Here is a 22,860-nt window from a genome sequence, read left to right on the forward strand (position 1 = left end):
TGGCGCGTCCCTGATCGGATGGTCGGCGTGTTCATTGGGGTATCTTGCGCAGATAGGCAAAGCGATAAGCGAGCGCGACGCCGCCTGCGCCGCCGACAATATTGCCGATCGTGACCCAGAACAGGTTGCCCATGGCCGCGCCAAAACCGAGGTCGGCACCGGCAAGCGCGCCCTGCGGCAGCAGGTACATATTGGCGACCGAATGTTCGAGCCCCAAGAGGACAAACGCCGCTATGGGCCAGAGTACCGCCATGATCTTGCCCGCCGCTGTTCTGGCCGCGAAGCTCAGCCAGACGGCAAGGCAGACCAACGCGTTGCACAGAACGCCGCGGGCAAACGCCTGGGTGGCAGAGAGGTCGGCCTTGCCATTTGCGATTGCTGATGCGGTGGCCCCCATGGGCCCGTCCAGCAAACCGGTTGCAGCGACGGCCAGAGCCAGCGCGATAGACCCGACCAAATTCCCAAGGTACACGAGCCCCCAGTTGCGCAGCAGGGCGCGCGGCGAGATTTTCCGATCCACCGCCGCGATGGTCATCAGGGCGCTACCGGTGAACAGCTCGGCCCCGCCGACGATCACAAGGATCAGGCCCAGCGAGAACACGACGCCACCCAGAAAGCGGGCCGGTCCAAACCCCGGGTCAACGCCGGTCATGACCATGGTGAAGGCGGCCCCGCCGAAACCGATGAACACACCCGCGAGTATCGCCAGAGTCAGCGTCTGACCGACCGTGAGATGTGCCTTGGCAACGCCAGCTGTTTCAACCAGCTCGGCGATCTGGGCTGGTTTGTAGGCGTCAATTCCGGTTGGGTTCTGTGTTTGCATGGGACCCACTTTGCCGACGCATTCGCGTTTCGACATTGATTGGGATCAAGCATCCATCGGTGCAAAAACAACCGCACTGGGGGCGAGGCTGCAACCCTGAAGGGACAGCCACCCGGATGCAGTGCGGTGTATGGTTGAAAATCGGCGCAAATCGCCGGTATCAATGCGAGATTTCGGACTGCCGTGCTAGAGTACGCGCGGCGGGGCCGTTCCGGCCGTGTTACATGGCAATTTCGCCAGACGACGGAGGAAAGTGATGTTTGCACGAATTACCCAATACAAAATGAAGCCCGGTACGCGCGAGGCGGCGACGGCGAAGATGAATGAATTGAAATCCGACATCATGGGTATGCCCGGCATGCACAGCTTTACCAACGTGATGAACGAGGATGGTTCAGGCTATGTGATCTCGGTGGTCGAAAGCGAAGCGACCTCGAACGCGAATGCGCCCAAAGTGGCCGAGCTGTGGGGCCATTTCGCCGAATTCATGGAAGGCCCACCGACGCCGGTTGGGTACGACGTGATTGCCCATTGGGATAAGGGGTAGCGGTTAGGGCGGGGATAGACCCGCCCTTTCTTTTATTTGGAGAGAACAGCGATTTGGACCTCATGTGGTCTGGCCAGGGTGTTCGGGTTCGTCATGGCAACCGCTTGGAAACACAATTTGTGAATTCAAACGTGGAGGAGTGCGCGCTGGGCTGCAAGGGTGGAGTGTGGGATGTGACTTACCTACTCAGGCAAACGCTCATAACTCTTTCCCTAGTATCACCGCCGTAACGGGTGTTGGACGGCAGTGCGATCCAGTCTCTGTGCCGATAACTCCAAAGAAACGGCCAATTCTCGCTGTTACACGCGACGCCATGTGGGGACTGGTAACCGTCGGAGCGATCTCGAATGGACTTGAACAAAGACGAACGTTCTATGATGCGTAACTCGGATGCTTTCGCGTATCTTTTCATTTGCCATTGCACTTGCAGGTTTTGCAACGCGACCGGACCTATCACTGTAAGCATTGCGCCAACAATAATAGTCGGTATTTTTGCCTTGCCCGGCATGATCGCAGCGGCTGCGGCCACCAAAAACAGTAAAATCAACGCCGCAAAGAAAAAAACAAAAAGTCTCGCGGTTAAAGCATCTCCCAGTAAAAATAGGATTGAGGCGGGCCATACAGCTAGCGCCAGCATTCGTAAGCCGCTAAAGCTCGAATCTACTCCAAGTCCCCAGATGATCATCAAAAGGAGCACGAACCATAGCATTGATATACTTCTGCCGGGCGACGCTTCGCGCCATCCTGCGAGCACACTTACCCATACCCAAACCATTGCTAGGAGTGAAATTGTTCCGAGCAGTCCAACTGCAATAAGAAGCGTGATCAAAAAACTTTCCTAAACCGATTGTCTAAGAAGATAGATTTCCTGCTTTGAGGCAAATTGCAACCGTCAGTTGCGTTTTAACCTACCGCTTCCTTCTCTTCACATTCCCACCCCGTTGCCCGGGTCGTCCAGCCGTTGACCGTCCGCGCGATTTCACTGCCTCCTCCGAGGCTTTCTCGACCGCCCATTGGCGGGCCATGGGGTCGTCGGCGATGGCCAGATCGACCGCTTCTAGGCGTTTGATCTCATCCCGGATGTTGGCGGCCTCTTCGAATTCCAGGTTCTCGGCGGCTTTGCGCATCTGGTCGCGCAGCCCGTTCAGGTGCGCCTCGAGGTTGGCGCCGTGCATCGGTTTGTCGATGGTGGCGGTGACGCGGTTCATGTCCACGTCGCCCTCATACAGCCCGGCCAGAACGTCCTCGACATTCTTTTTCACGGTCGCGGGCGTGATGCCGTGTTCCTCGTTATAGGCCATCTGCTTGGCGCGGCGGCGGTCGGTTTCGGCCAGCGCGCGTTCCATCGAACCGGTGATCTTGTCGGCATACATGATCACCCGGCCCTCGGCGTTGCGCGCGGCGCGACCGATGGTCTGGACTAAAGAGGTCTCGGACCGCAGAAAGCCTTCCTTGTCAGCGTCCAGAATGGCGACCAGCCCGCATTCGGGGATGTCGAGCCCTTCACGCAGCAGGTTGATGCCGACCAGCACGTCGAAGGCGCCCAGACGCAGGTCGCGCAGAATCTCGATCCGTTCCAGCGTGTCGATATCGGAATGCATGTAGCGGACCTTGATGCCCTGTTCGTGCAGGTATTCGGTCAGGTCCTCGGCCATGCGTTTGGTCAGCGTCGTGACCAATGTGCGATAGCCATCGGCGGCGACCTTGCGCACCTCGTCCAGCAGGTCGTCGACCTGCATCGACACGGGGCGGATTTCGACTTGCGGGTCCAGCAGGCCGGTGGGGCGGATCACCTGTTCGGTGAAGACGCCGCCTGTCTGGTCCAGCTCCCACGCCGCCGGGGTGGCCGAGACGAAGACGGATTGCGGGCGCATGGCATCCCATTCCTCGAACTTCAGGGGCCGGTTGTCCATGCAGGACGGCAGGCGGAATCCGTGTTCGGCCAGCGTGAACTTGCGCCGATAGTCGCCCCGGTACATGCCGCCGATCTGCGGTACGCTGACATGGGATTCGTCAGCAAAGACGATGGCGTTGTCGGGGATGAATTCGAACAGGGTTGGTGGCGGTTCGCCCGGAGCGCGGCCGGTCAGATAGCGCGAATAGTTCTCGATCCCGTTGCAGACGCCGGTGGCCTCGAGCATTTCCAGATCGAAATTGGTGCGCTGTTCCAGCCGCTGCGCCTCGAGCAGTTTGCCTTCGCCGACCAGCTGGTCGAGGCGCGTCCGCAGTTCTTTTTTGATCCCGATGATGGCCTGCTGCATCGTCGGTTTCGGCGTCACGTAGTGGGAGTTCGCATAGACCCGGATATGGTCCATCGTGTCGGTTTTTTCGCCGGTCAGCGGGTCGAATTCGGTGACCTGTTCCAGTTCCTCGCCGAAGAAGGACAGTTTCCAGGCGCGGTCTTCGAGGTGGGCGGGCCAGATTTCCAAACTGTCGCCCCGCACCCGGAACGAGCCGCGCTGAAACCCCTGATCGTTACGGCGGTATTGCTGGGCCACCAGATCGGCCATCACCTGCCGCTGGTCGTATTCGTGACCGACCTTCAGATCCTGCGTCATCGCCCCGTAGGTTTCGACCGAGCCGATACCGTAGATGCAGCTGACCGAGGCGACGATGATCACGTCATCGCGTTCCAGCAACGCCCGCGTGGCCGAGTGGCGCATCCGGTCGATCTGTTCGTTGATCTGGGATTCTTTTTCTATGTAGGTGTCAGAGCGCGGCACATAGGCTTCGGGTTGGTAATAGTCGTAATAGGACACGAAATATTCCACCGAGTTTTCGGGGAAGAAGCCCTTGAACTCACCATATAGCTGCGCCGCCAATGTCTTGTTGGGGGCGAGGATGATGGCCGGACGCTGGGTTTCTTCAATCACCTTGGCCATGGTGAAGGTCTTGCCCGTCCCGGTCGCGCCCAGCAGCACCTGATCGCGTTCCCCGTCCAGCACGCCGCCCGCCAGTTCCTTGATCGCCGTGGGCTGATCGCCCGCCGGATTGAATTCGGTATGCATCACGAATTGCTTGCCGCCTTCCAGTTTCAGGCGCGCGCGCACGTCTTCGGCGGTCAGTTGGGTCTTGTCGGAATGGGCGTAAGGCATTGGCAGGCTCCGGGCGTCAGGCCCTTACATTTGTTCTTATTTTGTCCAACTGCAAGGGCCGATCCGGATTCATTGCCCGCTATGCGGTCTGAGGCCGTGCGACGGGTGAGACGGTGTGATGTTCTTGCGTTTGTTTGGCGAGACCCTATTCCGACCTGATGACAGTTTCTGGCATGAGTTCGCAGGCGGAGCCGCGACAATTGCAATCTTGCCCCCGGGCGCGCTCTGACGCATAAACGGGCTCAGCCAAGTGAGTACGGAGAGGCGACATGCGCGCACGGATCTACCAGCCCGCAAGAAATGCGATGACCTCGGGGATGGCCAAGACCCGCAAATGGGTTCTGGAATACGCCCCGGCCTCGGCGCGCGAGGTTGATCCGCTGATGGGCTGGACGTCGTCCAGCGACACGCAGGCTCAGGTGCGCCTGAAGTTCGACACGCGGGAAGAGGCGCTGGATTATGCCAAGGCCCACGGTATCGATGCGCAGGTCAGCGAGCCGCACAAGCGCAAACCCAATCTGCGCGCGCGGGGCTATGGCGAGAATTTCGCAACCGACCGGCGCGGCCCCTGGACGCACTGAATGATCGAAATCCGAGAGGCTGACCCGACATCGGACGTATTGCGCCCGATTGTCGATGCGCATTTTGCCCATGGTGAAACTGCGGGACCTGCGGAAAGCAACCACACGATGGACGCTGAAGCCTTGGCTGGGCCGGGGGTGCGGTTCTGGGCTATTTTTGACGGACAGCAGCCATTGGGATGCGGTGCGCTGAAAGCGCTGCCCGACGGAACCGCCGAAGTAAAATCAGTGCATATTCTGGCGCAGGCAAGAGGGCGCGGGCTGGCGCGCGTTCTGATGGTGCATCTGGCTGAACAGGCTGGCGCAGAGGGGTGTGAGGCTTTGGTTCTTGAGACCGGGGCGAGCCATCTTCGCGAATATGATGCCGCGCGCAAGCTGTATGAGTCGCTGGGTTATTCCTATTGCGGGCCTATCTTTGGGTATGTTGACGATCCCAACAGCGCATTCATGCGCTTGCCTCTTGAACCCCGCGGGTAAAAACCGCAAGAAGGGCGCAGCGGTCCCTTAGCTCAACTGGATAGAGCAGCTGACTTCTAATCAGCAGGTTGAGGGTTCGAGTCCTTCAGGGATCGCCATTGTCAAACCAGATCAATACCTGACATGCGCCTGCTTTGGTCGGCGCGTCGTGATTTTGTGGCTGTTTGGTGTGGTATGAGGGGCTGGATGAGGGGGTCATGCCAGCCCCTCTAAGGGGGTCACAGAGTGGTAGTACGTGTTCCTTACGTACAATCTAACGTGATTCACCGTGCGGCGATATTGGGGGATTCCCGTAGGCTGGTATTTGCGCGGAAATATGCGTGTCAGGCAGTGCAATCCTGTTGAGACCAGACCGGTTTTTTGCGCGGTATTCGTGTTGAGGCTGTGGGAACCGCTGGCAAAACCGGGGGTGATGCAAAAAATATATTGCAACCGGTTGCAAAGAAAATCATTGTTACGCACAACAACAAGATTCGGGAGAGCTGCATGTTGAGGGTCGGATTGCTGGGTGCCGGGCGTATCGGGCGCGTTCATGCGCAGGCCATATCTTCCCATCCGGGAAGCAGGCTGTGTGCGGTATCCGATGCACTGCCCGAGGCGGCGAACAGCCTCGCGGATGAATATGGGGCCGAGGCACGCAGTTCAGAAGAAATTATCGCTGATCCCGAAATTGACGCTGTTCTGATTGCAACGCCGACGGATACGCATTCCGACCTGATCGAGGCGGCCACGGGCGCTGGCAAAGCCGTTCTGTGCGAAAAGCCCGTCGATCTGAGCCTTCAGAGGGCACAGGACTGTCTGAGCGCCGTCGCGGGGCGTGGCAAACCTGTCATGATCGGGTTTAACCGGCGGTTCGATCCTAATTTTGCAGCTTTGAAGGCCGGTTTGGACGCAGGTGAAATCGGCAAGGCCGAACTGTTGTCGATCACGTCATTTGACCCGGCCCCGCCACCGGTCAGCTATGTAAAAGTGTCCGGTGGACTATTTCGGGACATGATGATCCACGATTTCGACATGGCGAACTTTCTGATGGGGGATGTGCCCCAGACCGTCACAGCGGTGGGATCGTCGCTTGTGGATGCAGAGATCGGCGCGGCAGGCGATGTGGACACGGCCGTGGTCACAATGACTTACGCAGACGGCCGGATTGCGGTCATCAAGAACTCGCGCAGGGCGGCCTATGGGTATGACCAGCGGGTCGAGTTGCTGGGCTCGGAAGGGTTGTTGCAGGCGCATAACATGCTGGAAAACACCGTCGTGAAATCGACGGCAAATGGCGTTGTGGGCGCGAAGCCGACTTATTTCTTTCTGGAACGCTACATGCCGGCCTACCGCGTGGAATGGGCCGCATTTGTTGATGCTGTCGGCGGCGGTTCCGACGTTCCCGTCACGTTGCAGGATGGTGTGGCGGCGCTGGCGATGGCCGAGGCCGCGACCCTGTCAGCGCAGACGGGAATGCCCGTCCGGATGGAGGAAATTTTGAAACCGGTTGCAAAATGACCAAAATTCTTCAAACTAACGACAGCTCGGCCCTGAGCCGCAGCCACTGAGATTCGGCACAGCCGGATGATTGGGGCCGGTACCCCAACAGAAGATCAGACTGAACCAATGGGAGGAAACTGAAATGAAGAAATTCGTTAAAGGTGCACTTGCCGCGGGGGCACTGGCCCTGGCGACGCCTGCTCTTGCGCAGGACATCGTGGTCGTATCGCATGGCCAGGCCAATGACGCATTCTGGAACGTCGTGAAGAACGGTGTTGAGCAGGCTGGCAAGGATGTCGGTGTGAATGTGGAATACCGCGCGCCGGAAACCTTCGACATGGTGGCCATGTCGCAGCTGATCGACGCTGCCGTGAACCAGGAGCCCGATGGCCTGATCGTTTCGATCCCGGATGCGGATGCGCTTGGCCCGTCAATCGAACGCGCCGTTGCCGCAGGCATCCCGGTGATCTCGATCAACTCGGGGTCGGATGTGTCGAAACAGCTGGGTGCGTTGCTGCACGTGGGTCAGGACGAGTTTGACGCCGGGAAAGCTGCGGGCGAACAACTGGCTTCGATGGGGGGCGAAACCGCGATCTGTGTGAACCACGAAGTGGGCAACGTTGCGCTGGACCTGCGCTGCGCAGGTTTCGCGGAAGGCTTTGGCGGCGATGTCGAAGTTCTGCCAACCTCGAACGATCCGTCGGAAATCGAGTCGAAGGTCTCGGCTGCACTGGCTGCTAACGAAGCCGTCGATACGGTCATGGCGCTGGGTGCAAGCTCGGCCGGTGAGCCGACTGTTGCCGCTGTCAAAGCATCGGGTCGTGACGTGAATGTTGCGTCCTTCGACCTGTCGGCCAACTTCCTGCAATCGATTGCAGATGGCGACGCGGCCTTTGCCATTGACCAGCAGCAGTATCTGCAAGGGTATCTGTCGGTGAACTTCATGGGCCTGCACGCCAAATACGGCCTGATGCCCGGTGGTAACGTTCCTTCGGGTCCGAACCTGATCACTCAGGACAAGGCCGCGCAGGTGATCGAGCTGTCCGCGCAGGGCATCCGCTGATCCATACCGCAACCTGAACAAAACGGGGCGGCGCGGTGGCGCCGTTCCCACCCAAGTGGGAGGAAACGATGAGTGACTCAGCGCAAATCGCCGGGGACGAAAGGGTCAAGAAAGAACCTTTCATGACCAAGCTCATGAAACGGCCCGAACTCGGTGCGATGGCGGGCGTCGTTCTGGTGGTCATCTTCTTTGCCATCACAGCAGACGATTCGATGTTTACCCTGGCCGGGGTCATGAACTTCATGACACCTGCGGCACAGCTGGGCATTCTGGCAATCGGTGCGGCCCTTTTGATGATCGGTGGCGAGTTTGATTTGTCCATCGGTTCAATGGTGGCGTTTGCGGGCCTGTTTTTCGGCGTCTGTGTGGTGACATGGCAGTTGCCACTGATCATTGCGATCCCCATGACATTTGTATTCGCGGCATTCGTCGGGGCAGTAAACGGAAATATCGTCATAAGATCCGGCCTGCCGTCCTTTATCGTGACGCTGGCTTTCCTGTTCATTCTGCGCGGTCTGTCGTTGGTTGGCCTCAAGGCGGCGACCGGAGGATCGACCCAGTTGCGCGGTGTGCGTGACGTGGTTGAAAACGACTGGCTGGCGCCGTTCTTTTCGGGAGAAGCCTTTGGCAGCCTGTTTGCCTGGCTGGCGGCCAACGGCATGATTGACACCTTCAAAAGCGGAGCACCCAAGGTGCCCGGCGTACCGGTCGAAATCCTGTGGTTCATCGTGCTGGCATTGGCAGCCACCTACGTGTTGCTGCGGACCCCTGCCGGAAACTGGATTTTCGCGGCGGGCGGTGACAGCACTGCGGCATCGAATTCAGGTGTTCCCGTGAGCAAGATCAAGGTGTCCCTGTTCATGCTGACCGCCTGCTGTGCTGCACTTGTTGCCATCATTACGGTGATCGACGCGGGCTCGACCGACGCGCGGCGCGGTTTCCAGAAAGAATTCGAGGCGATTATCGCCGCCGTGATCGGGGGCTGTCTGCTGACGGGCGGATATGGCTCGGCCATCGGAGCGTTCTTTGGGTCAATCATCTTTGGCATGGTTGTCATCGGACTGACCTATACGGATTTCGACCAGGACTGGTTCCAGGTGTTCCTGGGCGCGATGCTGCTGATTGCCGTTCTGTTCAACAACGCGATCCGCAAACGCGTAACCGGGGAGCGCTGATATGACCGAAGATACCAAGTTCCACCACGGCGATGCGGCGGGCGATCAGGCCCCCATCGTGGAAATGAAGGATATCGAAAAGCACTTTGGCAACATCATCGCATTGGCGGGCGTCAGTTTTGACGTCAAGCCGGGTGAATGCCACTGCCTGCTGGGCGATAACGGCGCGGGTAAATCAACCTTCATCAAGACCATGTCCGGGGTACATAAACCCACCAAGGGCGAGATTTTTTTCGAGGGCAAGCCGCTGCATTTCGACACCCCTCGGGATGCGATGGAGGCAGGCATCGCGACCGTGTTCCAGGACCTTGCGATGATCCCGCTGATGAGCGTCACGCGCAACTTTTTCATGGGGCGCGAGCCGACCAAGGGTAAGGGTTTGCTGAAGCGGTTCGATGTCGAACACGCAAATGAGGTCTGCATGGAAGAGATGCGCAAGATGGGCATCAACCTGCGTGGGCCGGATCAGGCCGTTGGCACCCTGTCTGGGGGGGAACGGCAGACCGTCGCCATTGCCCGCGCCGTGTATTTCGGTGCCAAGATCCTGATCTTGGACGAACCGACCTCGGCCCTTGGTGTGCGCCAGACCTCGAACGTGCTGGCCACCATCGACAAGGTGCGAAGTCAGGGCGTCGGCGTGGTTTTCATCAGCCACAACGTGCGTCATGCGCTGGCGGTGGGTGACAGGTTCACCGTTTTGAACCGGGGCAAAACGCTGGGCACAGCAACGCGTGGCGAGATCACGCCAGAGCAGTTGCAGGACCTGATGGCGGGCGGTCAGGAAATGGCCGAGCTTGAGGGATCGCTGGGCGGCACGGTTTAGAGTACAGAATTTGGATGTCCCAATGGGGCATCCATCGGGCGGTGGCACGTGACGCCACTCTGTTTTCAGGCTTTGATACAAAAGCTGGCACCTTCGCAAATGAGAAAACCCGCAGGCCGCCAAAGGCGGGGCTGAGTTGAAAGGGATCATGATGAGCAAGACAGTCCGACTGACCGCGGCGCAAGCTCTGGTGCGCTATCTGGGCGCGCAGATGAACGAGGCCGGAGAGCCCTTTATCGCAGGTGTCTGGGCGATTTTCGGCCATGGCAATGTGGCTGGTTTGGGCGAGGCGCTGCACGGTGTGAAAGACAGCCTGCCCACCTATCGCGGTCATAACGAACAAACGATGGCACATTGTGCGATTGCCTATGCCAAGCAGTTGGGGCGCAGGCGGGCGATGGCGGTCACTTCGTCCATCGGGCCGGGGGCCACCAACATGGTTACCGCTGCTGCGCTGGCCCATGTGAACCGCCTGCCGGTTTTGTTGCTGCCCGGTGACGTGTTCGCCACGCGTGGACCCGACCCGGTTTTGCAGCAACCCGAAGTGTTCTCGGACGGAACTATTAGTGCGAATGACTGTTTCAGACCGGTCAGCCGCTATTTCGACCGCATCACCCGGCCGGAGCACCTGTTGACGGCGCTGCCGCGTGCCTTCCGCACCATGACGGACCCGGCGGATTGCGGTCCGGTGACGCTGGCCTTTTGTCAGGACGTGCAGGCCGAGGCTTATGACTATCCCGTTAGCTTTTTTGAGCCGCGCGTCTGGTATCAGCGCCGAATTCGTCCGGATGAGGGTGAACTGACACGGGCCGTGGCCGCGATTAAAGCAGCCAAGCGCCCTGTAATCGTGGCCGGGGGCGGTGTGCATTATTCGGACGCGACCGCCGCTTTGCAGCGCTTTGCCGAGGCGCACAATGTGCCGGTGGCCGAGACGCAGGCAGGTAAATCCGCGCTGGCCTGGGATCATCCGCTGAACCTTGGTCCGATTGGCGTCACCGGCGGTGAGCCTGCCAACGATATCTGCGCCGAGGCGGATCTTGTGCTGGGCGTCGGCACCCGTTTTCAGGATTTCACCACCGGGTCTTGGGGGTTGTTCGCGAACCCAGAGCGGGAATTGATCAGCCTGAACACCGCCGCCTATGACGCGGCAAAGCACGGCGCGATGCCGCTGCAGGCTGACGCCCGCGTTGGACTGGGTGAACTGAGCCACGCGTTGGGCGGTTACCGCGCGCCTGATATGCCTGCAACGCTGAAACCCGAATGGTTTGCCAAGGTCGATGCGTTGACCGACGCGCCCGCGGACAGCAATGCACTTCCCACGGATATGCAGGTGATTGGTGCCGTGCAGCGGGCGGCCAATGAAAACACCGTTGCCATGTGTGCCGCAGGCACGATGCCGGGTGAGCTGCACAAGCTGTGGAAGGCACCGCGCCCCGGTGCTTATCATATGGAATATGGCTTCAGCTGCATGGGGTATGAGATCGCCGGTGCCATGGGCATCAAGATGGCCCAGCCCGACCGCGACGTGATCTGCTTTACCGGCGACGGCACTTACATGATGGCGAATTCCGAAATGGCGACGGCGGCGATGATGGGGATTTCGTTCACCGTTGTGGTCACCGACAATCGCGGCTTTGGCTGCATCAACCGTTTGCAGATGGGAACCGGCGGGGCCGAGTTTAACAACCTGCTGGATCACGCAATCGGCGGTGAAAATTCGGTGATCGACTTTGCCAAACATGCCGAAGCAATGGGGGCGACGGCGGTCAAGGTCAGCTCGATCGCCGAGCTTGAGGAGGCACTGGCCAAACGTGGCGAGGTCAAAGGCCCCTATGTGGTGGTGATCGACACCGACCCGTACCCATCGACCGAATATGGCGGAACGTGGTGGGAAGTGGCGGTGCCCGAGGTCAGCATCCGCCCGGAAGTAAACGAAAAACGTGCGGCCTATGAGGTCGCCATCAAGGAAAGAAACACGAAATGAGCGTGAAGATCGGTATCTCTCCGATTGCCTGGCAGAATGACGATTTGCCGGACCTGACCGCAGCCTACACGATGGAGCAGGCGCTTAAAGAAGCGCGCGAGATCGGCTATACCGGTGTCGAGCGTGGCCAGCGGATGCCCGGCGACACCGAAGGGTTGCGCGCCTATCTGGATGCCAGTGACATCGCGCTGTGCGGCGGCTGGTGCTCGGGTAGTACTCTGGTCAATGACCTGGACGCCGAAATCGCCATCGTGCGTGAACAGGTCGAACAGTTTGTTGCGCTGAACAGCCCCTGCATCGTTTACGCCGAGTGTTCAAATACCGTTCAGGGGCAGATCGGAACGCCGGTCAATGACCGCCCGAAGCTGTCCAAAGACGATGTGTTGGCCTATGCGGGCAAACTGACCGAGCTTGCCAAATGGATGGCAGATCAGGGTATGCCGATGGCCTATCACCATCACATGGGCACGATCATCGAAAGCGAAGAGGATGTGAACTGGTTGATGGAGGGTTCCGGCCCCGAATTGAGCTTGTGCTTCGATACGGGCCATCTGCTGTTTGGTGGCGGCGACGTGATGGCCACACTGAACCGTTGGGGCGACCGTGTGCACCATGTCCACTTCAAGGATATCCGCCCGGACATCGTGCGGGACACGCGCGAGAACAATCGCAGCTTTCTGGATGCGGTGATCGCCGGCGCGTTCACCGTGCCGGGTGATGGGTGCATCGACTTTCAGGCCGTAGCCAACGCGTTGAAAGCAATGGATTACAGCGGCTGGATCGTGGTCGAGGCCGAGCAGGACCCCGCCAAGGCGCCGCCCTATGAGTACTCCAAATTGGGCTATGACCACATCGTCGAGGTTTGCGGCAAGGCAGGGTTGGAGATCACCGTTTAATCACCGCCCCTCGGGGCAACACCGAAGCCATGAAAGAGGAGTTTGTCATGGTACATCAAGAACTTGGATACGTCGGCTATTTTGACCGGGAATCCTGCGATCTGGATGAGTTCAAGGTGTTGACCTCGCAAAACCTGACAACCGGTGCGGTGCCTCATGCCGCATCGGTGCAAAAGAACGTTCCGATCTATGATATGCACGCCCTGCGCCCGGCGCTGGAGAATGCGGATCAAAGAAAAGCACTGCTGGCAGAATGGGCAGGCGTGTTGGACAAATCTGCGGGTGTGATCGTTCTAAAAGGCGCATTTGCGGATACGTCCGTGATCGACCGGGCGACCGCTGTGTTCCATCAGATCATCGAGGAAGAACGTCAGGGCGGGGCCGGGGAAGGTGACCACTTCGCGGCCTCGGGCGCGAATGACCGGATATGGAACGCATTGCAGAAACAGTGCTTGCGCGATCCCGAGGGCTTTGCGCTCTATTTCGGGAATGTGGCCATTGCAGCGGCTTGCGAGGCGTGGCTGGGGCCGAACTATCAAATGACCGCGCAAATCAATCAGGTGCGCCCCGGCGGCAAGGCACAGCAGGCGCATCGGGATTATCATCTGGGCTTTCAAACCGCCGACAGCGCCGCCCGGTATCCGGCCCATGCCCATCTGGTGACGGCTTCGCTGACCTTGCAGGGGGCGGTTGCGCATTGCGATATGCCCGTGGAAAGCGGCCCAACCAAACTGCTGCCGTTTTCGCAGCTTTATGCGCCGGGATATCTCGCCTTCCATGACGCGGCACACCGGGCGTTTTTCGAAGAGAACTACATTCAGTTGCCCCTTGAAAAGGGGGATGCGGTGTTCTTCAACCCGGCGCTGTTTCACGCTGCCGGGGAAAACAGCAGTGCGGATATTCAGCGGATGGCGAACCTGTTGCAGGTCTCGTCTGCCTTCGGTCGTGCGATGGAGATGGTTGACCGGCAGTCCATGTCGCAGGCGGTGTTTCCGTCGCTGGCCGCCCTGAAACAACGGGGGGCGCTGAGTGCGCCAGAGCTGATTGCGGCGATTGCCGCAACGGCTGAGGGCTATCCGTTCCCGACCAATCTGGACACCGACCCGCCGATTGGTGGCAATGCGCCCGAAAGCCAGGCTGACATATTGCACCGGGCCGTATCGGAAGGGTGGGCCGAGGCCCGACTGTCCGAGGCGCTTTCGGCCCTGCAAACACGGCAAGCGGCCTGAGGGCGATACAGGCGGGCCGTTTAGGCCCGCCCAATAAGGAGAACAAGAATGGCAGACCTGCTGAAGAAGCCTATTGGAACCCGTGGCAAGGTACATGACATCACTCCGGACAGTGCCGGATGGCGATATGTGGGTTTTGGGCTGTATCATCTGCAAGCAGGCGACAGGGCGGCCGAGGCGACAGGAGACCGCGAAGTCATTCTGGTGATGGTCGAAGGCAAGGCGCGGATCACCGGGGCCGGGCAGGACTGGGGCGTATTGGGCGGTCGGATGAACGTGTTCGAAAAGACACCGCCGCATAGCCTGTATCTGCCCAACGGAACCGAGTGGGAGGCTGTGGCGGAAACCGATTGTGTTGTGGCGGTCTGCTCGGCCCCGGGCAAGGGCGGCCACAAAGCGCGCCGGATCGGGCCAGATGGCATCACGCTGACCGAACGCGGCAAGGGTGTGAATACGCGATATATCAACAATATCGCGATGGAGAACGAGGATTATGCCGACAGCCTGCTGGTGACCGAAGTCTTTACGCCCAATGGGCACTGGTCCTCTTACCCCAGTCATCGACATGATGAGGATGATTTCCCCCGCATCACCTATCTGGAAGAGACGTATTACCACCGCCTCAACCCGGCCAACGGGTTCGGAATTCAGCGGGTCTATACCGATGATGGCCAGTTGGATGAGACGATGGCTGTCTCCGATGGCGATGTTGTGATCGTTCCGCGTGGCCATCACCCTTGCGGCGCGCCCTATGGGTTTGAGATGTATTATCTGAACGTCATGGCGGGCCCGCTGCGCAAATGGCGGTTTGCCCTGGCCCCCGAGGTCGAATGGATCATGGAGCGTGACGGATGAGCCAAGACTTCGCCAATTACCCTAGCCTTGCGGGCAAAACGGTTATCATCACCGGCGGGGCCGGGGGAATTGGTGCGGAAACCGTTCGCGCCTTCGCCGCACAAGGGGCGAAGGTCGGGTTTCTGGATATCAATGCGGATGCGGGCCTTGCTTTGCTGGCGGAACTGGACGGTGAACACACCTTTGCGCAATGCGACCTGCGCGATATCGAAGCAATGCGGGCTGCGCTGGAGCAACTGGTCGAGGAACTGGGCGAGGCGGATGTGCTGGTCAACAACGCCGCCCAGGATGACCGTCATGATTGGCGCGAAGTCACGCCTGACTATTGGGATGAGCGGATGGCGACCAATATCCGTCACATGTTCTTTGCCATTCAGGCTGTGGCCCCGGGTATGATCGCCAAGGGCGCTGGTTCGATCATCAATATCGGATCGAATTCCTGGTGGGAGGCCGGGGCAGGTTTTCCGGCCTATGCTACAGCCAAATCCGCTGTGCATGGCCTGACCCGCACCATGGCGCGCGAATTGGGCGATCACCGCATTCGCGTGAACACGGTTGTGCCGGGCTGGATCATGACCGACCGCCAAAAAGACCTGTGGGTGACGCCCGAGGCGCTGGCCAAACAGGTGGACCGTCAATGCCTGCCCGATCCGATAGAGCCTGTCTATGTCGCGCGCATGGTTCTGTTTCTGGCCTCGGACGACGCCGCCATGTGCAGCGCGGGCAACTTCATGGTCGAGGGCGGCTCGATCTGAGGGCGAAAGCGCGCGTTAACGTTGCGGTGGTGCGCCAAAGGCACGGATGACCATGCGCGCGGCGGCTTCGACCGGATCGTGGGTTTCTTTCAGGATCGTCACGCGGTCAAACCGCTCGGGATCGCGATTGACAGCGTCTCGCAGGGCATTGCCGAAGGCCATGCGCAGCTCGGTCCCGATGTTGAATTTGCAGATTGAGGTTTCGCGGGACAGCTTCATGCGCTGATCTACCGGCACGCCCGACCCGCCATGAATGACCAGAGGCACTGTGGTCATGGCGTCGATCTCGGCGATGCGGGCTTCGTCCAGACCGCCTTCCTTGTTTTGTTGCAGATGGACGTTGCCGACCGATATCGCCATCGCATCCACACCGCTTTCACGTGCGAACTGGGCCGCTTCTGCCGGGTCGGTGCCGTTCGATCCTTCACCGCCCGAGTACCCGACAAAACCAATCTCGCCCTCGCAGGAAATCCCTGCCGCATGGGCCATCTCGGCAATTGCGGCGGTTTCATCGATGTTTTGCCGCAGGGGTTTGCGCGACCCGTCGAACATCAGCGAGGTGAACCCGCTGTCCAGCGCGATCTTGCAGTCCTCGAAGGTATAGCCGTGGTCCAGATGCGCCACGACGGGCACCGAGGCGTTTTCGGCCAGATACCGGAACATCTTGCCCAGGATCGGCAGTGGCGTGTGCTCGCGGCAGCTGGGTCCGGCTTGCAGGATCACGGGCGCATTCTCGGCCTCGGCCGCGGCTACATAGGCGCGCATGTCTTCCCAGCCGAGTGTGACCAGCCCGCCGACGGCATAGCCCTGTTCATACGCGGGTTGCACGACGTCTTTCAGTGTGACGAGGGTCATTTGAATTTCGCAATCATGTCTTTGATGCCGGGAATGGTCTCGATCTGATAGGCATGTGTGGGCTGGAAATACTGCACCAGAGAACGCTGGGTCAGGCCGCCGAGGATGGTGAAATAATACATCTCGTACCCCGGCAAAACGCAGCAGGGGTGATAGCCCTTGTCGATGCAAACGGTCGATCCATCCACGATGTGATAGGCGTCACCCGGCTGGTTATCCTCGCGCTGCAACATCTGAAGGCCCGAGCCCCAGTTGGGTTTGAACCGGAAATTATAGGTCTCATCGTGGCGGGTTTCGTCCGGCAGGCGGTTGGTGTCATGCTTGTGGCTGGGAAAGCCCGACCAGCCGCCCTGACCGACGGTGAACAGCTCACTCACCAATAGGCGGCCGACCTTGTCGTGTTGCTTTTGGCCAAGGATGTGTTTGATTTTGCGGTGGGTTTTGGTGTCGTCGCTGCCATATTGCACAAGGTCGTGTTCGCGCACATCGAACGGGTCCAGCACCTTGTCATATTTGGCACCGGCAATGAACACCTCGGTCGCGTCAGAAACGCAGACCATCTGTACCTTTGCGCCGACGGGCACATAGACGCCCTCGGGCTCGCCATCCCAGACATCTTCGCCCCGGTTGCCCAGACTGGGGAAGGAAACGCCTTCGACATCCACATCGACGCTGCCGGTTGCAGGGACGATGCAGGTCTCGTAGCCCGGCACCTGGTATTCGAACGCCTCGCCTTTTTTCAGTTTGACGATGTTGAAATAGTTCAGCGGAACGGACGGATCACCGGCGTCAACGATGGGCTTGTTCTGATTGTCATAGGGCGCGATATGCATGGGATACTCCTATGTGGTCGGGCCAGGGTGAGAGGCGAGGAACGCGTTCAGTTCGGGGGTCGTCGGCATGGCGGGGGCGCAGCCGGGTTTGGAAACGACAATGGATGCGCAGGCGGAACCGCGCATCACCGAGTCTTTCAGCGAGTGCCCCGCCGCGATCGAAGCCAGAAGCCCTGCCATGAAACTGTCACCAGCCCCGACTGGCTTGATGGCGTCCACTGGGTAGATCCCGGTTCTGATTTCCTGCCCATCCGCCAGCGTCACGGCGCCTTTTTCGCCCATCTTGTAAATGACAACCCGGCCCGGTTTCCTGGCGAGGTCCTGTGCCTTGGCAAAGCCCTTTTCCAGACCTCCGGCCATGAACCCGAACTCTTCATCATTGCCGACAATCAGGTCACAGGCTTCGCCCGCACGGGACAGAACGTCAGCGGCAACTTCCGGCGACGGCCAGCTGTAGGGGCGGTAATCAACATCGAAAATGATCGGAAGACCAGCTTTGCGCGCGTTTTCAAACCCTTGGAACGTGGCGCTGCGCGAGGGTTCCGACGCAAAGACAGTGCCAGCCGAGATCAGGGCCGAGAAGGATGAATAGTCAACCCTGTCGACATCCGCGTCAGTAACCTGAAAATCGACCGCACCGTTGCGGTAGATGACATTCTGAAAGTTCTCGGTCCGGCTTTCATACAGGGCCAGAGAGGTGCGATACTCACCCCCCAACACGCGGATGTAAGAGGTATCCACCCCGTAATGTTGCAACCGGTTGAGGCAGAACCGACCAATAGCATCGTCCGAGACGGAGGTGATCAAGGATGCCTGACTGCCCAGCTTGACCAGACCGGTGCAGATATTCGCGGACGAGCCGCCAAGATCGGCATGGAACGTATCGGCCTCTTCGCTTTTGACACCGATCGGGTCTGCGTAAAGGTCCATACCCGCACGCCCCAGAACGGCAAAGCGGTTTCCTTTGATACCCTCCATCAAAGCGCTCACGTCATGTCCTCCGGCAAAGTGGGGTGGGCAAAGTTTGGACCTTGCGTTGAATCGATTCACACGATACTGATTTTGCAACCGGTTGCAAACACAATGTGCGAGGCCATGGCAGATGCCTGAAATCGGAGTGGGAATCGTGGGTGGCGGTTATATGGGCAAGGCCCATTCCGTTGCCATGTCGGCCGTCGGTGCGGTGTTCAACACGGCGTTGCGCCCCCGGCTTGAGGTCATCTGCGCGTCGAGCCCGGACAGTGCCGAACGCTACCGGGCGGCTTATGGTTTTCAGCGGGCAACCGATGACTGGCGCATGTTGGTTGAAGACCCCAGGGTCGAGGCAATCGTGATCGCCTCGCCTCAGTCAACACATCGTCAGATTGCCGAAGCGGCTTTTGCCTTGGGTAAACCGGTCTTGTGCGAGAAACCATTGGGTGCATCGCTTGAAGACAGTCGGGCGATGGTTGCCGCGGCAGAGGCTTCGGGGGCGGTGAACATGGTGGGGTTCAACTATATCCGCACACCCGCCAGCCAATATGCCCGCCAGTTGATTGCCGATGGCGCGATTGGTGACATCACGTGGTTCCGGGGCGAGCATACCGAGGATTTCTATGCAGATCCGCAGGCCCCGGCCACCTGGCGCACAACCGGTAGGGCCAATGGCACAATCGGCGATCTTGCCCCGCATATGGTCAACGGCGCATTGGCGCTGATCGGGCCCATTGCGCAGGTGATGGCCGATGTTGAGACCGTTCACAAAACCCGCCCCGGTGGTGAGGTAACAAATGACGACCATGCCCAGATGATGTGTCGGTTTGAAAACGGGGTGATGGGAAACCTGTATTTCAGCCGCGTCGCGACGGGTCGGAAAATGGGCTATGCCTATGAAATCTCGGGCACAAAAGGCGCGCTCCGGTTCGATCAGGAGGACCAGAACGCGCTGTGGCTGTACAAGCGCGAAGGGCCCGAAGCCGCGCGCGGGTTCACCAAGATCCTGACCGGCCCCGCGCACCCGGATTATGAGCCCTTCTGTCAGGGTCCGGGTCATGGAACCGGCTATCAGGACCAGATCATCATCGAGGCCAAGGACTTTCTACAGGCCATCCACACCGGCGAGGCGATCTGGCCCACGTTCCGCGACGGGCATGAGGTCAACCGCGTGCTGGCCGCTGCGCTGGCCTCGTCCGATCAGCGGCAGTGGCAGGACATCAGCGATTTCTGATCGCTCTACGTGACAATTCCAATGAGAGACAATGACCATGGCTAAGTTGAGATGGGGCATGATCGGGGGTGGTGAAGGCAGCCAGATTGGTCCTGCACACCGCCTTGGGGCGCAGGCGGACGGGTTGTTCGAATTTGCAGCTGGCGCGCTGGATCACCGACCCGAGGTGGGCCGCGAATACGCGCAGCGATTGGGTGTTGCTGCCGATCGTGCCTATGGTGACTGGCAAGAGATGCTGGCGGGCGAAAAAGACCGCGAGGATCGGGTTGATCTGGTAACCATCGCGACGCCCAACTCGACCCATTTTGAGATTACCAAGGCCTATCTTGAGGCAGGTTTTAACGTGTTGTGTGAAAAGCCGATGACCATGACGGTGGAAGAGGGCGAAGAGATTGTGCGCGTGGCCGAAGCCTCGGGCAGGATCTGTGCGGTGAACTACTGTTACTCTGCCTATCCGATGGTGCGTCAGGCCCGTGCAATGGTGCGCGCAGGCGATATCGGCAAGGTGCGTCTGGTGGTGACCAATTTCAGCCACGGTCATCATGGCGACGCCACAGATGCGGATAATCCGCGCGTGCGCTGGCGCTATGACCCAGCGATGGCCGGTGTTTCGGGGCAGTTTGCCGATTGCGGCATCCATGCGTTGCACATGGCCAGTTTCATCTGTGACGATCAGGTGAAAACCCTGTCTGCCGACATGGCTTCGACCATCGCCAGCCGTGAGTTGGAAGATGATGCAATGATCAATTTCCGGATGGAGGGCGGCACGGTTGGGCGCCTGTGGACATCATCAGTGGCGATCGGGCGGCAGCATGGCTTTGACATTCAGGTCTTTGGCGAAACCGGTGGGCTGCGCTGGGCATCCGAACAGCCCAACCAGTTGATCTATACTCCGGTCGGGGGGCGTACTCAGATCATCGAAAAGGGTGAGGGCGGTTTGCACGACGAGGTGCAACGCCTGTCGCGTGTCGCCATAGCGCACCCCGAGGGGTTCCCGCTGGCGGTCGCCAACATCTATTGCGATCTGGCGGATGCGATCCGCGGTGAAAGACGCGACGGTCTGCCCGGTGCGGCAGATGGGCTGCGGTCCATTGCGGCCGTTCACGCGGCTGTTGCATCGGGCAAGGCCGATGGCGTATGGAAGGACGCGCGGCCGCCGATGTTTCGCTGATCAGGGGCGGGGCCGCAATGTGCCCCGTTCGATCACCCGGCAGGGGAAAATGCGGGCCTCGGGATAGCGCTGAGGCTCTTTCAGCATCTCGACAACCAGATCGACGGATGAGGTGATGATCTGCTTGATCGGCTGGTGGATCGTTGTCAGGTTAACGCTTTCCCAGCGCGACATTTCCATGTCGTTCAGTCCGATAATTCCAATGTCCTGACCGGGTTTCAGCCCATGATCAGCCAGTGCGGACAATGCGCCTACAGACAGGATGTCATCGCCGCAGAAATACGCCTCGGACGGGGAGTTGGCCAACAGGCGCAACATTTCGGCGCGGCCGGCCTCGAAGGAATAAGCCCCTGCGAAACAATGACTTAATTCGATATCGGGATGATCTGCCAATTCTTCCATGAACCCGCGATACCGGTCGAGTGCCGAGGTTGCATCTTTGGGCCCGCCCAGATAGCCGACACGCCTGTATCCGCGCGCCAAAAGCTCGCGCGCGGCCATGCGCCCGCATTCGACATTGTCGATTCCCACCACATGCACTTCGGGCGAGGTGGCCGAGCGACCGAACGTGTGCACCACCGGTACGCCCGCATCGTGAAACGCCTTGGCAAAGCTGGGCGGCAGCGTCGAAGAGGCAACGATGGCCGCGTCAACCGAATACTGGCGCAGCATGCGGACCGAGTTTGCGGGCTCGGTCTCGTCCGTCAGGTTCACGATCAAAGGACGCAGCCCGCGTTCCTGCAAGGCGCGGGTAAACTGATCGAACACCTCAAGAAAAATCGGGTTGTGAAAGTTGTTCGAAATCAACCCGATCAGTTTTGTGCGCCCGGTGGTCAGGGACGAGGCGAGGGCGTTGGGACTGTAGCCAAGCTCTCGCGCGGCCTTTTCAACTTTGCTGCGTGTTTTCGCAGAGACCGAGGCGCCTTCGGTAAAGGTGCGCGACACGGCAGATCGCGATACACCGGCCAAGGCGGCGACGTCTTTCAGGGTCACGCTCACGCAGTGCGGCTCCGGTCGTTGATGGTCAGAGATATCAAGGTGTTTTGCATCAGAGATTCATTATGCACCATCGCAAAAGTCTTGCAACCGGTTGCAGGTCGCACTAGGCGGACGAGATCATCGCCGGCCACCTATGTTTATGAGCGAATGGCGGGAAAGGAAAGACCGGTACAGGCGACGGGTTTCGCAAGAAACACCAAGGATCGAACGCTACCGGTTACGCCCTTAGAACCTTAACGAAAGGCAGGACATTCCTCCGTCCAGCTTTGCGCAGTCGGTGTTGTCGATTTCTACGACCTCATACCCTTCGCGATCCAACATCTCAGCGGTGCGTGGGAAGCCAGCGGCCATCAGCACCAGATTGTTGAAGCGGATCGCATTGGCGGCAGCTTCCTCTCCGTCCGCAACATGCAGCACCCGGTAGCCCTCAAAACAGCCCGATGCATCCAGCCGTCGGGTCGACAGTATTGTCTCGGCGTCCATCAGCGAACAATCTGTCTTGAAGTGTAGGACGCCCTCGGGCGTGAAAACTTCGCGCAGTTTGTGCCCCCACTCCGAGGTGATTTTCGCCAGCTCGGCGACACCTTCCGCGTCAGTCCGGTCTGACCGGCCCACCAGAATTTCTCGACCGGTAACAAGGATATCTCCACCCTCGACATGGCCGGGTCCCTGAATTTCCAGAACCGTGTCGTAGCAGTCGCGAAGGGTCGGCGCCATTTCAGCCACTTCACCCATCCGCGAAGGTGCGCCGGGCCGCATCAATATCGCACCTTGCGGCAGGCAAAGGGCTGTATCCTCGACAAATTGCGCGTCGGGAAACGCGTTCAGGGGATCCAGTTCGATCACCTCTGCTCCGGTGCTTTTCAGTGCTGCCACATATGCCTTATGCGCCGCTGTCATCCCGTCGAAATCCGGGTTTCCGATATCTTCTGCACGCAACCCGCCTGCAATAGTCGGAGCCGGACGGCGGGTGATGGCGCGGGAAAACTCAAAGGTTGGGTCTGACATGTT

The 22,860-nt window shown here is 59.4% G+C and carries 22 protein-coding genes and 1 tRNA gene; 15 read left to right on the forward strand and 8 right to left on the reverse strand.

Annotated elements, in window-relative coordinates; translation table 11 throughout:
• Positions 1 to 31: 31 nt before the first annotated feature.
• The gene (locus ACR0ES_RS07110; RefSeq protein ID WP_480869990.1) at positions 32 to 823 is read right to left on the reverse strand and encodes a formate/nitrite transporter family protein; all 792 of its coding nucleotides are present in this window, start codon (positions 821 to 823) and stop codon (positions 32 to 34) included.
• Between the two features lie 256 nt (positions 824 to 1,079).
• Here ACR0ES_RS07110 and ACR0ES_RS07115 point away from each other — a divergent pair, with 256 nt between their 5' ends.
• Positions 1,080 to 1,370 carry an antibiotic biosynthesis monooxygenase family protein gene (locus tag ACR0ES_RS07115; protein ID WP_209507883.1) on the forward strand — a complete coding sequence of 97 codons (291 nt, stop codon included), beginning with the start codon at positions 1,080 to 1,082 and terminating at the stop codon, positions 1,368 to 1,370.
• A gap of 178 nt (positions 1,371 to 1,548) precedes the next feature.
• Here the strand turns inward: ACR0ES_RS07115 and ACR0ES_RS07120 are convergent, their stop codons facing one another.
• Positions 1,549 to 2,199, reverse strand: a complete 651-nt coding sequence (locus ACR0ES_RS07120) for a hypothetical protein (RefSeq protein WP_480869992.1) — start codon at positions 2,197 to 2,199, stop codon at positions 1,549 to 1,551.
• A gap of 79 nt (positions 2,200 to 2,278) precedes the next feature.
• Complete coding sequence (gene uvrB / locus ACR0ES_RS07125; RefSeq protein WP_480869994.1) at positions 2,279 to 4,465, reverse strand: excinuclease ABC subunit UvrB; 2,187 nt, start codon at positions 4,463 to 4,465, stop codon at positions 2,279 to 2,281.
• Positions 4,466 to 4,734: 269 nt separating this feature from the next.
• On the opposite strand from uvrB, the gene ACR0ES_RS07130 reads away from it, so the two are divergent.
• The 12 genes from ACR0ES_RS07130 to ACR0ES_RS07185 all read left to right on the forward strand — a co-directional run bounded on the left by ACR0ES_RS07130 (position 4,735) and on the right by ACR0ES_RS07185 (position 15,785).
• Complete coding sequence (locus ACR0ES_RS07130) at positions 4,735 to 5,046, forward strand: ETC complex I subunit (RefSeq protein ID WP_209507877.1); 312 nt, start codon at positions 4,735 to 4,737, stop codon at positions 5,044 to 5,046.
• On the forward strand, positions 5,047 to 5,523 hold the full coding sequence (locus ACR0ES_RS07135; RefSeq protein ID WP_267366437.1) for a GNAT family N-acetyltransferase: 477 nt from the start codon (positions 5,047 to 5,049) through the stop codon (positions 5,521 to 5,523).
• A gap of 21 nt (positions 5,524 to 5,544) precedes the next feature.
• A tRNA-Arg gene (locus ACR0ES_RS07140) sits at positions 5,545 to 5,621 on the forward strand.
• Positions 5,622 to 6,009: 388 nt separating this feature from the next.
• Entirely contained in the window at positions 6,010 to 7,023 is a 1,014-nt protein-coding gene (iolG, locus tag ACR0ES_RS07145) for an inositol 2-dehydrogenase (RefSeq protein WP_480869996.1), read from the forward strand.
• Between the two features lie 124 nt (positions 7,024 to 7,147).
• Complete coding sequence (locus ACR0ES_RS07150) at positions 7,148 to 8,068, forward strand: sugar ABC transporter substrate-binding protein (protein ID WP_480869998.1); 921 nt, start codon at positions 7,148 to 7,150, stop codon at positions 8,066 to 8,068.
• A 68-nt stretch (positions 8,069 to 8,136) separates the two neighbouring features.
• On the forward strand, positions 8,137 to 9,243 hold the full coding sequence (locus ACR0ES_RS07155; protein ID WP_267364099.1) for an ABC transporter permease: 1,107 nt from the start codon (positions 8,137 to 8,139) through the stop codon (positions 9,241 to 9,243).
• Between the two features lies 1 nt (position 9,244).
• Positions 9,245 to 10,066: an ATP-binding cassette domain-containing protein gene (locus ACR0ES_RS07160; protein WP_480475274.1), complete on the forward strand. Its 822-nt coding sequence runs from the start codon at positions 9,245 to 9,247 to the stop codon at positions 10,064 to 10,066.
• A gap of 151 nt (positions 10,067 to 10,217) precedes the next feature.
• On the forward strand, positions 10,218 to 12,050 hold the full coding sequence (gene iolD, locus ACR0ES_RS07165; RefSeq protein ID WP_480870000.1) for a 3D-(3,5/4)-trihydroxycyclohexane-1,2-dione acylhydrolase (decyclizing): 1,833 nt from the start codon (positions 10,218 to 10,220) through the stop codon (positions 12,048 to 12,050).
• Positions 12,047 to 12,946 carry a myo-inosose-2 dehydratase gene (gene iolE / locus ACR0ES_RS07170; RefSeq protein ID WP_480773279.1) on the forward strand — a complete coding sequence of 300 codons (900 nt, stop codon included), beginning with the start codon at positions 12,047 to 12,049 and terminating at the stop codon, positions 12,944 to 12,946. Before iolD ends, iolE begins: the two co-directional genes overlap by 4 nt.
• 47 nt (positions 12,947 to 12,993) lie before the next feature.
• Positions 12,994 to 14,175 carry a phytanoyl-CoA dioxygenase family protein gene (locus ACR0ES_RS07175; RefSeq protein ID WP_480483299.1) on the forward strand — a complete coding sequence of 394 codons (1,182 nt, stop codon included), beginning with the start codon at positions 12,994 to 12,996 and terminating at the stop codon, positions 14,173 to 14,175.
• Positions 14,176 to 14,223: 48 nt separating this feature from the next.
• The gene (iolB, locus tag ACR0ES_RS07180; RefSeq protein ID WP_480832194.1) at positions 14,224 to 15,030 is read left to right on the forward strand and encodes a 5-deoxy-glucuronate isomerase; all 807 of its coding nucleotides are present in this window, start codon (positions 14,224 to 14,226) and stop codon (positions 15,028 to 15,030) included.
• Positions 15,027 to 15,785 (forward strand): SDR family NAD(P)-dependent oxidoreductase, encoded by a 759-nt coding sequence (locus ACR0ES_RS07185; RefSeq protein WP_480870002.1) that lies wholly within the window; start codon positions 15,027 to 15,029, stop codon positions 15,783 to 15,785. The genes iolB and ACR0ES_RS07185 overlap by 4 nt, the downstream gene beginning before the upstream one ends.
• A gap of 15 nt (positions 15,786 to 15,800) precedes the next feature.
• Here ACR0ES_RS07185 and ACR0ES_RS07190 read toward each other — a convergent pair whose 3' ends face one another.
• Genes ACR0ES_RS07190 through iolC form a run of 3 tightly spaced genes read right to left on the reverse strand, consistent with a single transcriptional unit; the run spans position 15,801 to position 18,451 of the window.
• Positions 15,801 to 16,640: a class II fructose-bisphosphate aldolase gene (locus tag ACR0ES_RS07190; RefSeq protein ID WP_480870004.1), complete on the reverse strand. Its 840-nt coding sequence runs from the start codon at positions 16,638 to 16,640 to the stop codon at positions 15,801 to 15,803.
• The gene (locus ACR0ES_RS07195) at positions 16,637 to 17,473 is read right to left on the reverse strand and encodes a 5-deoxy-glucuronate isomerase (RefSeq protein ID WP_480870006.1); all 837 of its coding nucleotides are present in this window, start codon (positions 17,471 to 17,473) and stop codon (positions 16,637 to 16,639) included. The genes ACR0ES_RS07190 and ACR0ES_RS07195 overlap by 4 nt, the downstream gene beginning before the upstream one ends.
• Positions 17,474 to 17,482: 9 nt before the next feature.
• The gene (gene iolC / locus ACR0ES_RS07200; RefSeq protein WP_480870031.1) at positions 17,483 to 18,451 is read right to left on the reverse strand and encodes a 5-dehydro-2-deoxygluconokinase; all 969 of its coding nucleotides are present in this window, start codon (positions 18,449 to 18,451) and stop codon (positions 17,483 to 17,485) included.
• 124 nt (positions 18,452 to 18,575) lie between these two features.
• On the opposite strand from iolC, the gene ACR0ES_RS07205 reads away from it, so the two are divergent.
• Together ACR0ES_RS07205 and ACR0ES_RS07210 are read left to right on the forward strand one after the other, a co-directional pair.
• On the forward strand, positions 18,576 to 19,679 hold the full coding sequence (locus ACR0ES_RS07205; protein ID WP_480538911.1) for a Gfo/Idh/MocA family protein: 1,104 nt from the start codon (positions 18,576 to 18,578) through the stop codon (positions 19,677 to 19,679).
• Between the two features lie 37 nt (positions 19,680 to 19,716).
• Entirely contained in the window at positions 19,717 to 20,850 is a 1,134-nt protein-coding gene (locus tag ACR0ES_RS07210; protein WP_480773275.1) for a Gfo/Idh/MocA family protein, read from the forward strand.
• Here ACR0ES_RS07210 and ACR0ES_RS07215 read toward each other — a convergent pair whose 3' ends face one another.
• The gene (locus tag ACR0ES_RS07215) at positions 20,851 to 21,849 is read right to left on the reverse strand and encodes a LacI family DNA-binding transcriptional regulator (RefSeq protein WP_480773274.1); all 999 of its coding nucleotides are present in this window, start codon (positions 21,847 to 21,849) and stop codon (positions 20,851 to 20,853) included.
• Positions 21,850 to 22,074: 225 nt separating this feature from the next.
• Positions 22,075 to 22,857 carry a dimethylarginine dimethylaminohydrolase family protein gene (locus ACR0ES_RS07220; RefSeq protein WP_480773273.1) on the reverse strand — a complete coding sequence of 261 codons (783 nt, stop codon included), beginning with the start codon at positions 22,855 to 22,857 and terminating at the stop codon, positions 22,075 to 22,077.
• Between the last annotated feature and the right edge of the window lie 3 nt (positions 22,858 to 22,860).

Source organism: Ruegeria sp. N7 (genome assembly GCF_056531345.1).